We start from the raw sequence: 12793 nt of genomic DNA on the forward strand, positions 1-12793 counted from the left end.
TCCATGCTGCGCTGGCAGGCACTGGCCGTGCTGCTGCTGTGTGCCTGGCTGCTGCCGGTGGTGGCCGTGGCGGCGGATCCGGCGCCCACGCTGGATGCGATCACCGCGCGGCTGGCCAACCCGGTGGTACTGCGTGGGCAGTTCGAGCAATCCAAAACGGTGGTGGGTTTCCGCAACCCGCTGCGTTCGGAAGGCCGCTTCGTGGTCGCACGCGATCGCGGGGTGATCTGGCAGACCGACAAGCCATTTGCCTCCGAGCTGGTGGTCACAGCGGCCCAGATCCGCAGCCGCCAGCCCGATGGCAGCGTCCGGGTCGAGGTTGATGCCAGCCAGCAGCCGGCCATGCGTTCGGTCAATACGGTGCTGTTTGCACTGATCAGCGGTGACCTGCAGTCATTGCAGCGGTTGTTCCAGGTCACGCCGCTGACCATGGACGAGGAGGGCTGGCAGCTGCGCCTGACCCCGCGTTCGCGGATGCTGGCGCGCGCCTTCAGCAGCCTGACCCTGCACGGCGACCGGCATGTGCGGGTGGTGGAGATCGTCGAGGCCGGCGGTGACCGCACCCGGATCCAGTTCCGCCAGCTCAGCGAGCTGCCGGCGGCGTTGCGTGACGACGAGGCTGCCCGGTTTGACTGAGCTGTCGATGCCACCGATGCGGCGTTGGCGTTGGCTCTGGGGTGTACTGGCCTGGCTGTGGCTGGCCTGTCTGTTGGCACTGGGCTACAGCCAGTGGCGGATCTGGCAGGTACAGACGCCGGTGGATACCGACATCCTGGCGCTGCTGCCGCAGGCGGCCGAGGACCGCCTGCTCGCCGATGTGACCCGGCGCATTGCCGATGCCAATGCCCGCCAGGTGGTGGTGCTGCTGGGCAGCGCCGATCCAGCGCAGGTGACCGCTGCGGCCAGTGCCTTTGCCGGCCAGCTGGCTGCTGATGCCGAGGCCGGGCTGTTGCAGCCGCAGGCCAGCGCAGAGGGCTGGTTCGAGGCGGCACGCAGCCACTATGCACCCTACCGCGACCGCCTGCTCACCGATGCCCAGCGCAGCGAGCTGGAGCAGGCCGATCCGCAGCAGCTGGCGATGCAGGCGCTGGAGCGTTTGTACGGGCCGATGGGCGGGCTGCGCCTGACCGACTGGCAAGCCGATCCGCTCGGTTTGTGGCCGGCCTGGTGGCAGCAGCGGGCCGCGGGTGCCGGTATCGCCAGCAGCGAGGATGGCCTGCTGCAGGCCGATGGCCGGTTCTGGTCGGTGCTGCAGTTCCAGACCACCGACTCGGCCTTCAAGCTGGATGGTGAAGACCGCCTGGCCAGCCTGCTCGCGCGTGCCGGCCAGGCGGCCCACGCGCAGGCGGCCGACCTGGAACTGCTCCAGGCCGGGGTGCCGTTGCATGCCGAAGCGGCGGCGGTGCAGGCCAACAACGAAATCAACACCATCGGCTGGGGCTCATTGGCCGCCGTGCTGTTGCTGGTCTGGCTGGCCTTCGGTTCGCTGCGGCCGATCCTGCTGGTGGCCAGCTCCCTGCTGGTCGGCTGTGCGGTGGCGTTGGCGGTCACGGTGCTGGTGTTTGGCAAGATCCACGTGTTGACCCTGGTGTTCGGTGCCTCGCTGGTCGGCGTGGCCGAGGATTACGGTATCCACTGGTTTGCCTCGCGCCAGGCCCAGCCGGGGCAGTCGCGCTGGTCGTTGCTGCGGCAATTGCTGCCCGGGCTGTGGCTGGCCCTGGTGACCAGTGCGTTGGCCTACCTGGCGCTGGCGCTGGCGCCGTTCCCGGGCCTGCGGCAGATGGCCCTGTTCTCGGTGGTCGGGCTGAGCGCGGCATTCATCACCGTGATCGTCTGGTTCCCGTGGATTGATCGTGCGCAGCTGCGCGGCACCGGTTTCGCACGCTGGCTGGGCAGCAGCCTGGACCGGGTGCCGCGCCTGCCCAGCCGCCGGGCGGTGCTGCTGTTCTGCGTGCTGGTGGCGCTGGTGGCTGGCCCCGGGATGTTGCGCCTGCAGGCCGACGACAACCTGCGCAGCCTGCAGTCATCGCCGCCGCAGCTGGTGGCCGACCAGCGGCGGATCAGCCAGCTGCTGGCCCTGCCGAGCCCGGCGCAGTTCTACCTGGTGCAAGGCGACAGCACGGCACAGGTGCTGGAGCGCGAGCAGGCCCTGACCCGGCGGCTGCGCCAGCTGGCAGGGCAGGCGCGCATCGGAAGCTACCGGGCGGTGAGTGACTGGGTGCCCTCGCCGGCGCGGCAGCAGGCCGATGCAGCCTTGACCGCGCGGGTCGAAACCCAGGTGCTGGCGGCGGTATCGGCCGTGGCCGGTGAATCCCTGCAACGGCCAGGCTTTGCCAGTGATGCCCTGCAGCTGGAGGCAGTGCTGGCCACCCCGGTGGCGCAGCCGTTTGCCGCGTTGTGGCTGGGCCGCGTTGGCGCTGCCTACAGCAGTGTGGTGATGGTCGATGACGGTGGCCATCCGGATGCCCTGACGCAGCTGGAACAGGCGGCCGCTGGCCTGGCTGGTGTGCGCTGGATCGATCGCACCGCCGATTTTTCCGCGCTGCTGGCCCACTACCGCCAGCTGATGACGTGGTTGCTGCTGGTCGGTGCCGGCCTGGTGTTTGCGGTGCTGGGCTGGCGTTACCGTGGCCAGGCCTGGCGCGTATTTGCGCCGACCGCGCTGGCGGTGCTGCTGACCATTGGCCTGCTTGGCTGGCTGGGCCAGCCGCTGCAGCTGTTCAATGTGCTGGCGTTGATGCTGCTGATGGGCATGGGCATCGATTACGGCATTTTCCTGGTCGAGCATAACGGCGACCACAGCGCCTGGTTGGCGGTATGCGTCGGGGCCGCCAGTACCTGGCTGTCATTTGGCCTGCTCGGCCTGTCGGCGACGCCGGCACTGTCCGCCTTCGGCCTGACCCTGCTGCTGGGAATTGCCTTGGTGTGGATCATCTCGCCGCTGTTCCGGCCCGCGCCGGTGGAGGCCGGGCATGGCTGAGGCATTGCCCCATCCGCCGGGCACCGGCGTGATTTGCTCCCCTTGCTGTCCCGTCATCGGCCTGCGGTGCAGGCCCATGACATTGGTTGTCCCTCACGTTTCATCCGTGCTCGTTCCAGCAACTGACCTTTGGTAAGCAGAAGACACCATGACCTACACAGTGGAAAAAACCGAAGTCTTGATCATTGGTGCCGGCCCGGCCGGTTCCGTCGCTGCGGCGATGCTGCGCCAGCGTGGGCGCCAGGTGTTGATGCTGGAAAAGCAGGCGTTTCCGCGCTTTTCCATCGGCGAAAGCCTGTTGCCACAAAGCATGGAATACATCGAGGCAGCAGGCCTGCTGCAGGACGTGGTGCAGGCCGGCTTCCAGTACAAGAACGGGGCGGCCTTCGTCCATGGCGACAAGCGCACCGGCTTTGATTTCCGTGACAAGTTCTCCGCCGGCTGGGGCACGACCTACCAGGTGCAGCGCGCCAACTTCGATGACGTGCTGGCGCGTGGCGCCGAACGCATGGGCACCACGCTGCGCTTCGGCGATGAAGTCATTGCGGTGGAGCCGGGGGAGAACCCGGCCGTGCAGGTACGCCGTCCGGATGGCAGCGAGTACCGGATCGAAGCCAGCTTCATCCTCGATGCCAGTGGTTTTGCGCGCCTGCTGCCGCGCCTGCTGCAACTGGAATCGCCGTCCAATTTCCCGGTGCGTGGCGCGATTTTCTGCCATGTGCGCGACCACATCCCGGCCGATGCCGAGTTTGACCGCAACAAGATCCTGATCACCACCCATCCGCAGCACATCGATGTCTGGTACTGGACCATTCCCTTCTCCAATGGCTGCTGCTCGCTCGGCGTGGTGGCCGAGCCATCATTCTTCGAGCGCTACCCGGGCGAGGACCTGGACAAGCTCAAGGCCATCGTCGCCGAAGATCCCAACCTGTCCCGGCTGCTGGTCAATGCCGAATGGGCGGTGCTGCCGGTGCGCCGGATCACCGGCTACTCGGCCAATGTCAGCTCGTTGTGGGGTCCGGGCTATGCGCTGCTGGGCAACGCCGGTGAGTTCCTGGATCCGGTGTTCTCCTCGGGGGTGACCATTGCCTTCAAGTCGGCCCAGCTGGCAGCAGATTGCCTGGAAAAACGCTTTTCCGGGCAGGTCGTGGATTGGGAGGCGGAGTTCGCCATCCCGCTGCGCGCCGGGGTCAAGACCTTCCGCCGCTTTGTCGAAGCCTGGTATGCCGGTGGCTTCCAGAAGATCATCTACCACCAGCAGCAACAGCCCGAGGTCCGGCGGATGGTCTGCTCGATCCTGGCCGGCTATGCCTGGGACAGCAAGAACCCTTACGTCGATGACCCCAGCGGCCGTCGCCTGCGCGTGCTTGAGGAGTTGTGCAGCGCATGAGGTTGTTCCTGGCCCTGTGCCTGCTGCTGGCGGCAGGCGGCTGCGCCGGCAATGGCGCGCGCCCCGGCGCAGCGGTGGCCTTGCCGCCGTTGCGGCTGGCGCCGTCCAGCCTGCCTGCGCCGTTGGCACTGCAGCAGGCGCTGCAGTTCCGGCTCGGCAGTCACCAGCGTGAGATGGTGGCCCTGCTGGAGAGTGATGCTGACGCGGTACGCCTGGCCGTCCAGGCCATGGGCCAGACTGGCGTCCGCCTGTCCTGGGATGGACGGCAGCTGCAGCAGCAGCGTGCGCCCTGGTTGCCGTCCCAGGTGCGTGGCGAGCGGGTGCTGGACGATCTGCAGTTCGTGTACTGGCCGCAGGCCGCCATCGCCGCGGCCCTGCCAGCGGGCTGGCAATTGCAGGTGTCTGACGGCGGCCGCCAGCTGACCCATGCCGGCAGCACCTGGCTGGAAATGCGCCATCAGGCCGATGGCAGCGTGCTGCTGGAGAACCATGCCGAGGGTTATCAGCTGCTGATCCAGTCGCAGGTCCTGGAAGCGGGAGACGTGCCATGACTGATGTGCATCTGAATGATGTCGGCATTGTCTGTGCGTTGGGCTGTGGCCGGGAGCAAGTTGCTGCTGCGCTGTTTGCCGGGCATGCCGGCGGTCTGCAGTGGAATGAGCGGGTGCTGCCCGGGAAAAAGCTGATGCTCGGTGAAGTCGACCATCCGCTGCCCGCGCTGCAGCAGTGGCCGCTGGCCCTGCGCGGCCGCAACAATGCCCTGCTGCAGCTGGCCCTGACGCAGATCCAGCCGGCAGTGAACCAGGCCATCGCGCGCTATGGCGCCGGGCGGGTAGCGGTGGTCGTGGGCACCAGTACCTCGGGCATCGGCGAGGCCGAGCAGGCGTTGCAGGCGCGCGCCGACAGCGGGCACTGGCCGCCCGGCTTCACCTACGCCCAGCAGGAAATGGGGGCGCCGGCACAGTTCGTGCGCGCCAGCAGTGGCGCCGCTGGCCCGGCATGGACCTTGTCCACCGCGTGCTCGTCCAGTGCCAAGGCGCTGATGAGTGCTGCCCGGCTGTTGCAGATGGGGCTGGCCGATGCGGTGATTGCCGGTGGGGCCGACTCACTGTGCCGCTTTACCGTGGCCGGCTTTTCGGCCTTGGAGGCAGTCTCGGCCGAGCGCTGCAATCCGTTCTCGGTCAACCGCTGCGGCATCAACATCGGCGAGGGCGCGGGCCTGTTCCTTATGACCCGCGAGCTGGGGCCGGTGGTTCTGGCTGGCTGGGGTGAAACCTCCGATGCCCACCACATGTCGGCCCCGGATCCGACGGCCGCCGGCGCCATTGCGGCGATCGAGCAGGCACTTGCCCGTGCCGGCTGGGACGCAGGAACGGTGGATTACGTCAACCTGCACGGCACCGCGACCGGGCACAACGACGCCATGGAAAGCCTGGCGGTCCAGCAGGTGCTTGGCGGCCAGGTTGCAGTCAGCTCGACCAAACCACTGACCGGCCACACCCTGGGTGCGGCGGGTGCGATCGAGGCGGCTCTGTGCTGGATCAGCCTGGGCGAAAACCCGCAACAGCGGCTGCCGCCACAGTGGTGGGATGGCCAGGCCGACCCCGGGCTGCCCGCGTTGGCGTGGGTGGCACCGGGCCAGCGCAGTGAGGCACCGCTGCAGCGGGTATTGAGCAATTCCTTTGCCTTTGGCGGCAGCAACGCCGTCCTGGCCCTGGCACGGAGTACGCAGCCGGCATGAATTTCACCATTGACCAGGTGGTTCCCCATCAGCAGGGAATGTCCCTGCTTGACCGGGTATGTCACTGGGATGAGCAACACATCGTGGCTGAGCTGGTGGTGCCCGATGAGGGCCTGTTCGTCGGTAGCGACGGCGTGCCGGCCTGGGTCGGGATCGAATACATGGCCCAGGCCATCGCCGCCTGGGCCGGCTGCCGTGCGCGCAGCGCCGGCAACGCACCGGCCATTGGCTTTTTGCTCGGTACGCGGCGCTTTACCAGCAGCTGCACGCATTTTCCGTGCGGCAGTGTGCTGCAGGTACGGGCCAGCTGCGAACTGATGGCTGACAATGGCCTGGGCATGTTTGCCTGTCAGATCCTGATCGATGACCAGGTCTGTTGCCAGGCCAATGTTTCTGTTTTTGAACCAGCCGATGCGCTGGCATATCTGGAGAGTGGACAGGCATGACAGTTGAGAACAATGTGCTGGTTACCGGCGCAAGCCGGGGCATCGGACGTGCGGTGGCCTTGCGCCTGGCCGCCGATGGGTTTGACCTGGCCGTGCACTGCCGTAGCCGGGTGGAGGAAGCCGAGGCGGTGGCCGCGCAGGTGCGCGCGCTGGGCCGCCAGGCACGGGTGCTGTGCTTTGACCTGGGCGACCGCGAGGCGGCGCGCCTGGCGCTGGAGGCAGACATGCAGGCCCATGGCGCCTATTACGGCGTGGTCTGCAATGCCGGCATCGCCCGCGACGGTGCCTTTCCGGCCCTCAGCGAAGAAGAGTGGGACAGCGTGGTGCACACCAATCTGGACGGTTTCTACAACGTCCTGCACCCGGTGGTGATGCCGATGGTGCGCCGTCGCAAACCCGGCCGCATCGTCACCCTGTCCTCGGTCTCCGGCCTGGTCGGCAACCGTGGCCAGGTCAATTACAGCGCGGCCAAGGCCGGCATCATTGGTGCCACCAAGGCCCTGGCGCTGGAACTGGCCAGCCGCGCGATCACCGTCAACTGCGTTGCACCTGGCTTGATCGATACCGAGATGCTCAGCCCGGAAGTGCTGGAACATGCGCTCAAGCTGGTTCCGGCAGGCCGTGTCGGCCAGCCGGAGGAGGTGGCGGCAACGGTAGCGTTCCTGATGTCCGAGAGCGCGGGTTACATCACCCGTCAGGTGATTTCAGTCAATGGAGGCATGGTCTGATGGCTGCTGCAATGCGCCGTGTGGTGATTACCGGTGCCGCGGCGATCAGCCCGCTGGGCCATGACTGGGAACAGATCCAGCAGCGCCTGCGTGCGTGCCGCAATGCGGTGGTGTCGATGCCGGCATGGGATGTCTACGAAGGCCTCAACACCCGCCTGGCGGCCCCGGCGCTGGCCTATGAGTTGCCCGCGCACTACAACCGCAAGACCACGCGCTCGATGGGCAAGGTGGCGGTGATGTCGGTGCGCGCCAGCGAGATGGCACTGGAGCAGGCCGGGCTGCTTGGCCATCCGGTGCTGACCAGCGGCCGTACCGGGGTGGCCTACGGTTCCTCGGCCGGTAGCCACGAGGCCATCGGTGAATTCGGACGGATGCTGGCCGAGCATTCCACCGCCGGAATCAATGCAACCACCTACCTGAAAATGATGAGCCATACCGCGCCGGTGAACATCGGTGTGTTCTTCGGCCTGACCGGACGGGTCTACACCACCTCCAGTGCCTGTACTTCCGGTAGCCAGGGCGTGGGCTCGGCCTACGAGGCAATCCGCAGCGGTGCGCAGACGGTCATGATTGCCGGCGGTGCCGAACAGCTGGACGCCACCGCGGCGGCGGTGTTTGACACCCTGTTTGCCACCAGCGTGCGCAACCAGGCCCCGCAGCTCACCCCGAGCCCGTTCGATGCCGACCGCGATGGCCTGGTACTGGGCGAGGGGGCCTGCAGCCTGATCCTGGAAGATCTCGAGCACGCACAGGCACGCGGTGCCAGCATCCTGGCCGAAATCGTCGGCTACGGCACCAACAGCGATGGCCAGCACGTCACCCAGCCGAGCGCGGCAACCATGGCCGGGGCGATGCGGCTGGCGCTGCAGGATGCCGGGCTGCAGGCGGGCGACATCGGTTACATCAATGCCCATGGCACCGCCACCGAACATGGCGACATCGCCGAGACCACCGCCACCGAATCGGTGTTCGGCAGCGCGGTGCCGATCAGCTCACTGAAAAGCTATGTCGGCCATATGCTCGGGGCCTGCGGTGCCTTCGAGGCCTGGTTGTCGGTACAGATGATGCGCCAGGGCTGGTTTGCGCCGACGCTGAACCTGCAGACGGTCGACCCGCGCTGCGGCACGCTGGATTACATCACCGGCAGCGGCCGGGAGCTGCAGGTCGAGCATGTCATGAGCAACAACTTCGCCTTCGGCGGGATCAATACCTCGTTGATCTTCCGTCGTTGGTCTGCATGAGTTTCCATCAACCAAGGAGTGTTCCGATGCGTCGTATTGTTTTGTTTGCTGCTGCTGCGCTGCTGGCGGTGTCCACCTCGGCACAGGCACGCGATACCCGGCTGGAGCTGTCGTTGCAGGAACTGCTGTCTTCCCAGGAAGCGCGCGATGCCGGTATTGATGGCAGCGTGCGTTTCTACCTGGCTGGTCAGCCGGTACGCGTGGCCCAGCGGATGGGTGAGGATGTGACCAACAAAAAGACCAATGCGGCCAACAAGAGTGACGAGCAGGCCTGCCGCTGGGTGGCGCTGTCGGCACTGAAGGCGCTGCAGAGCGGGGCCCAGGCCCGCGGTGCCAATGCCGTGGTGGATATCGTCAGCTTCTACAAGCGCAACGAGTTCCGCAGCAGCACCAATTATGAATGCTATGCCGGCACCATCCTGGCTGGCGTCGCGCTGAAGGGTACCTACGCCCGCGTCAACTGATCGGTCGCAGCCTGCGCCGGCCTTGCCGGCGCAGGGTCTGTCCGGCGGCTGCTTCCCGGTCAAACATGAATGTGCAGCGCACTGCGCCGGTCGTTGCCTTGCGCTTTCACCTTGTGACGCTTTGCGACACAATCATTTTCCCTGATCAAGACTCCGCGTTCGCGCGGCAGCGCGAATGCACGCATACGTCTACAAGAGCCAGCGCAAGACCGAAACCTATATCTACCTTGCCAGGCGCGATGATTTCGAGGCGGTACCGGAAAGCGTCCGCGCCCCGCTTGCGCCGCTGAGTTTTGTCCTGAGCGTGGAGTTGACGCCGGAGCGGCGGCTGGCCCACGTCGATGCGCAGCAGGTGCGCGCCGCATTGAGCGAGCGCGGTTTCTTCCTGCAGTTGCCGCCGTCACCGGCCCAGGTGCTGGCCGCCCTGATCCAGCGCGATGATGGCTGAGCTGTCCCCCCGGCGTCCGGCGCTGCTGGCACTGCTGTGCGGCGCGTTGCTTACCCTGGCCAGCGGAGCCGGCGGGGTACTGGGCGTGGGCGCGCTGTGGCTGGCGCAGCCGGCCTTTGCGCTGGGCCTGCGCGGCTGGCGTGGCACCCCGCTGACCCCGGCGCTGCTGCGCCGGGAGCTGCCGCTGTTGCTGGGCATGTGGCTGGCGGGGCCGGCCCTGCTCGGCGTGCTGGGATACCTGCCGCTGCGTGCGTTGCTGGGTGGCGGCAGCCTCGGTTCGGCCCTGCTGTTCAGCGTTGCGTTGTCGGCGGTGGCCCTGCTGCTGTGGCGCAGCTGGCCGTTGTGGCAGGCCCTGGAAACCGAGGGCGGGCCGCTGGCGGCCCACCGTGGCCTGCTCGACAGCCTGCCCTGGTACAGCTGGCGCGGGCTGGGCGTGGGCATCAGCCTGCTGCTGCTGTGCGTGCTGGTACTGCTGCCGCTGTGGCCGGCCGCCCTGTCCACGCCGTGGCGATGGGGCCTGGCGGTTGCCAGTACCGCGCTGGCACCGCTGCTGCACGGGCTGGTGCAGGGCATCCGGGTGGGCCCGGCGGTGGCACCGTCGGCTGCTGCGCCAACGCCACTGGCCGAAGAACTGTTTGCCGAAGCGGCGTTGCCGCCGGCACCGCTGGAGCCGGTGGTGCCGGGCCAGCTGGGCATCGAGCTGTACGAGGCCGCGCGCGCCGGCCGGGTGGACCGGGCGCTGCAGCTGCTGGCCGCCGGTGCCGATGCCCACGCGCTGCCGCCGGCCGAAGGCCGTGATCAGCGTCAGCTGACGGTGCTGGCCGCGGTGCTGCCGGACCTGCGTCTGCTGCGCGCACTGATTGCTGCCGGGGTCGATCTGAACCAGCCGCATCGCGGCATGACCGCGTTGCTGGCCGCCACCCGCGACAGCTGGCACGGCCGTCCGGAAGCGGTGATGACCCTGCTGGCCAATGGCGCGGATGTGCGCATTGCCGATGCCGAGGGCAACACCCCGCTGCATTTTGCCGCGCGTACCGCCGATCCCGGGGTTGCCGCGCTGCTGCGCGATGCCGCCGCCGAGCTGGACGTGCTCAACAATGAGGGCTACAGCCCGCTGGCCATTGCCTGCCAGGCCGGCAACTGGCGACTGGCGCGCTTCCTGCTCGAGCGTGGTGCCAAGGCCGACCTGGAGCACGCGGTGCCGGCGCTGGTCGCTGCCGCGGCCGGTGAGGATGATGACCCGGCCGGGGTGCAGCTGCTGCTCAAGCACAAGGCGCGGGTGGATGCGCGTGACCGCAGCCGGCGCAGTGCGCTGCATCTGGCCGCTGCGGCCGGACATCTGGAGCTGATCCAGGTGCTGATGAATGCCGGAGCGAACCTGGAAGCACGCGACAACGCCGGGCGCACCCCGTTCCTGGAGGCCTGCGCTCATGCGCGCAGCGAGGCGGTACAGGCACTGCTGCCGTACCGCCCGGATCTGCACGCGGTCGATGGCAGCGGCTTGAACGGCCTGTGGCTGGCCAGCGCGGCCGAAGGCATCCAGGTCGGCTTGATCCAGCAGCTGCTCGCGCTGCAGCTTGATCCGGGCATTACCGATGCGCATGGCCGGCGGGCGGTGGACATGGCCGCGGCCGCCGGCCGCTGGGCGGTGGTGGCCGCGCTGGACCCGGGCTACGAGTTGCCGGCAGCGGTGAGCGAGCAGCTGAGCGCCAGCGAACCGGGCAGCCCGCCGGCGGGATTGCCGGACCGCCCGCCGCTGGAGCTGCTGCGCGAGGCGCTGGGCTTTGGCAACACCCGCGGCATGGATGCCTTGGCGCGGCTGTGCAGCCCGGCCGAGCTGGGCAGCCTGCTGCATGAGCCGGCCGTACTCGAACAGGTCGATTCGGTGCGCTGGCTGCTGGAGCACGCTGCCGACCTGCAGGTCAGCAATGGCGCCGGTGATATTCCCGGTTTTGTGCTGCTGGACATGGGCGCGCGCGGCCTGCCGGTGTTGCAGCTGCTCAGCGCGCGCGGGGTGTCGCTGGCCGGGCGTGGTGGCCTGGCACGCTGGCTGGTGGCCTGCCGGGGCCAGGAGCAGCAGGCGCCGGTGCTGGAAGCCTTCGCGCTGGAACAGCTGGACCGTGGCCTGGACAGTTACGGCAGCTCGCCAGCCGGTGACCCGCCGTTGTCGCTGGCCGTGCGTCTGGGCTGGCTGCAGCTGGCCGAACGCCTGCTGCAGCGTGGCGCCGACCGCGAGGCACGCGACAGCCGCAACCTGACTGCCCTGCACCTGGCCACCGCGCTGGGCCGCGAGAGCGCGATCAAGCTGCTGGTACGTTACGGTGCCAGCCCGCAGTCGCGTACCCCCGATGGCCAGACCCCGCTCGGCGTGGCTCTGGCCAAGGGCCGGCGCGACCTGGCCGACTGGCTGGACTGGCGGATCTGGCCGCTGCCGCGGCGGGCGCTGCGCCCGGCCGATGTACCGGCGGCGGCGATGGTCGGCGATGTCGATGCCGTGCGCCGCCTGGTCGACCTCGGCCTGCCGGTGGACGCACTCGATGCACAGGGCTGCACTGCGCTGCTGCGGGCCGCCGGGGGCGGCCATCTGCCGGTGGTGGACCTGCTGCTGGCCCGCGGCGCCGATGCCCGGCATGCCGCACACAGTGGCGCCACCCCGTTGAGCGCGGCGGTGAGCATGCGCCAGCTGGACATCGTGGCGGCGCTGCTGGATGCCGGCGCGCCGCTGGAGCAGCGCCTGCCCGGTGGGGTCAGCGTGCTGATGCTGGCCGCCGCGCTGGGCCTGCCCGATGTCGTCGCGCGCCTGCTGTCCGCCGGCGCCGACGAACAGGCGGTCGATGACAAGGGCCTGAGCGCGCTGCATTGCGCCGCCCAGTACGGCTTTACCGCGCGCGATCGTTCGCGCCTGCTGGCGCTGTATGACGGCCTGCTGCTGGCCGGGGCGCCGGTGGACCAGGTGGCGGCGATGGAGCTGACCCCGCTGCTGCTGCAGCTCGGTGCCGGGGCGACGGCGGGCACCGCCTGCGATGAACACGTGGTGCTGGCCGGGGTCGAGCGCCTGCTCGATGAAGGGGTCAGCATCGATGCCCGCGATGCGCGTGGCTTCGGCCCGCTGCACCTGGCCGCGATGCATGGCCTGCCGCTGCTGGTACAGCGTCTGCTGCGGGCCGGGGCCGACCCCGAGCTGCGCGATACCCTCGGCCGCACCCCGCGCGAGATCGCGATCATGCGCGGGTTTGTCGATATCGCCGGCGAATTCGAGCCTCCGGTGCCCGGGGTGACCTCGATGGCGCGGTTCCTGCGCGACAACGCCTGAGCGGCGGTCCGCCGGCCCGGCGGACCGCCCTGATGATTGATC

General features: G+C 68.4%; 11 protein-coding genes. All 11 read left to right on the forward strand.

Features of this window, described 5'->3' with window-relative positions:
• The first annotated feature begins 3 nt into the window (after positions 1-3).
• The 11 genes from ABB25_RS11650 to ABB25_RS11700 all read left to right on the forward strand — a co-directional run bounded on the left by ABB25_RS11650 (position 4) and on the right by ABB25_RS11700 (position 12751).
• Positions 4-636: an outer membrane lipoprotein carrier protein LolA gene (locus tag ABB25_RS11650; RefSeq protein WP_057667061.1), complete on the forward strand. Its 633-nt coding sequence runs from the start codon at positions 4-6 to the stop codon at positions 634-636.
• A 16-nt stretch (positions 637-652) separates the two neighbouring features.
• Positions 653-2980: an MMPL family transporter gene (locus ABB25_RS11655; RefSeq protein WP_152981198.1), complete on the forward strand. Its 2328-nt coding sequence runs from the start codon at positions 653-655 to the stop codon at positions 2978-2980.
• Positions 2981-3128: 148 nt separating this feature from the next.
• A complete protein-coding gene (locus tag ABB25_RS11660) occupies positions 3129-4370 on the forward strand; it encodes an NAD(P)/FAD-dependent oxidoreductase (RefSeq protein WP_057667001.1) in 1242 nt (413 codons plus the stop codon).
• Positions 4367-4921 carry a DUF3261 domain-containing protein gene (locus ABB25_RS11665; RefSeq protein ID WP_152981199.1) on the forward strand — a complete coding sequence of 185 codons (555 nt, stop codon included), beginning with the start codon at positions 4367-4369 and terminating at the stop codon, positions 4919-4921. The genes ABB25_RS11660 and ABB25_RS11665 overlap by 4 nt, the downstream gene beginning before the upstream one ends.
• On the forward strand, positions 4918-6111 hold the full coding sequence (locus tag ABB25_RS11670) for a beta-ketoacyl-[acyl-carrier-protein] synthase family protein (RefSeq protein ID WP_057667006.1): 1194 nt from the start codon (positions 4918-4920) through the stop codon (positions 6109-6111). The genes ABB25_RS11665 and ABB25_RS11670 overlap by 4 nt, the downstream gene beginning before the upstream one ends.
• On the forward strand, positions 6108-6557 hold the full coding sequence (locus ABB25_RS11675) for a hotdog family protein (RefSeq protein ID WP_057667008.1): 450 nt from the start codon (positions 6108-6110) through the stop codon (positions 6555-6557). Before ABB25_RS11670 ends, ABB25_RS11675 begins: the two co-directional genes overlap by 4 nt.
• Positions 6554-7285, forward strand: coding sequence for a 3-ketoacyl-ACP reductase FabG2 (locus ABB25_RS11680; RefSeq protein WP_057667011.1), 732 nt, complete (start codon positions 6554-6556; stop codon positions 7283-7285). The genes ABB25_RS11675 and ABB25_RS11680 overlap by 4 nt, the downstream gene beginning before the upstream one ends.
• The gene (locus ABB25_RS11685; RefSeq protein ID WP_057667013.1) at positions 7285-8526 is read left to right on the forward strand and encodes a beta-ketoacyl-ACP synthase; all 1242 of its coding nucleotides are present in this window, start codon (positions 7285-7287) and stop codon (positions 8524-8526) included. The genes ABB25_RS11680 and ABB25_RS11685 overlap by 1 nt, the downstream gene beginning before the upstream one ends.
• Positions 8527-8552: 26 nt before the next feature.
• On the forward strand, positions 8553-8990 hold the full coding sequence (locus ABB25_RS11690) for a hypothetical protein (RefSeq protein WP_057667014.1): 438 nt from the start codon (positions 8553-8555) through the stop codon (positions 8988-8990).
• Between the two features lie 175 nt (positions 8991-9165).
• Positions 9166-9438: a YcgL domain-containing protein gene (locus tag ABB25_RS11695; protein WP_057667016.1), complete on the forward strand. Its 273-nt coding sequence runs from the start codon at positions 9166-9168 to the stop codon at positions 9436-9438.
• Complete coding sequence (locus tag ABB25_RS11700; protein ID WP_057667018.1) at positions 9431-12751, forward strand: ankyrin repeat domain-containing protein; 3321 nt, start codon at positions 9431-9433, stop codon at positions 12749-12751. The genes ABB25_RS11695 and ABB25_RS11700 overlap by 8 nt, the downstream gene beginning before the upstream one ends.
• The last annotated feature ends 42 nt before the right edge of the window (positions 12752-12793 follow it).

The sequence above is a fragment of the Stenotrophomonas koreensis genome, from assembly GCF_001431525.1.
GTDB lineage: Bacteria > Pseudomonadota > Gammaproteobacteria > Xanthomonadales > Xanthomonadaceae > Stenotrophomonas > Stenotrophomonas koreensis.

Coding starts and splice junctions, on each gene's coding strand:
- ABB25_RS11650 (WP_057667061.1), top strand. CDS start 4: ATGCTGCGCTGGCAGGCACTGGCCGTGCTGCTGCTGTGTGCCTGGCTG.
- ABB25_RS11655 (WP_152981198.1), top strand. CDS start 653: ATGCGGCGTTGGCGTTGGCTCTGGGGTGTACTGGCCTGGCTGTGGCTG.
- ABB25_RS11660 (WP_057667001.1), top strand. CDS start 3,129: ATGACCTACACAGTGGAAAAAACCGAAGTCTTGATCATTGGTGCCGGC.
- ABB25_RS11665 (WP_152981199.1), top strand. CDS start 4,367: ATGAGGTTGTTCCTGGCCCTGTGCCTGCTGCTGGCGGCAGGCGGCTGC.
- ABB25_RS11670 (WP_057667006.1), top strand. CDS start 4,918: ATGACTGATGTGCATCTGAATGATGTCGGCATTGTCTGTGCGTTGGGC.
- ABB25_RS11675 (WP_057667008.1), top strand. CDS start 6,108: ATGAATTTCACCATTGACCAGGTGGTTCCCCATCAGCAGGGAATGTCC.
- ABB25_RS11680 (WP_057667011.1), top strand. CDS start 6,554: ATGACAGTTGAGAACAATGTGCTGGTTACCGGCGCAAGCCGGGGCATC.
- ABB25_RS11685 (WP_057667013.1), top strand. CDS start 7,285: ATGGCTGCTGCAATGCGCCGTGTGGTGATTACCGGTGCCGCGGCGATC.
- ABB25_RS11690 (WP_057667014.1), top strand. CDS start 8,553: ATGCGTCGTATTGTTTTGTTTGCTGCTGCTGCGCTGCTGGCGGTGTCC.
- ABB25_RS11695 (WP_057667016.1), top strand. CDS start 9,166: ATGCACGCATACGTCTACAAGAGCCAGCGCAAGACCGAAACCTATATC.
- ABB25_RS11700 (WP_057667018.1), top strand. CDS start 9,431: ATGGCTGAGCTGTCCCCCCGGCGTCCGGCGCTGCTGGCACTGCTGTGC.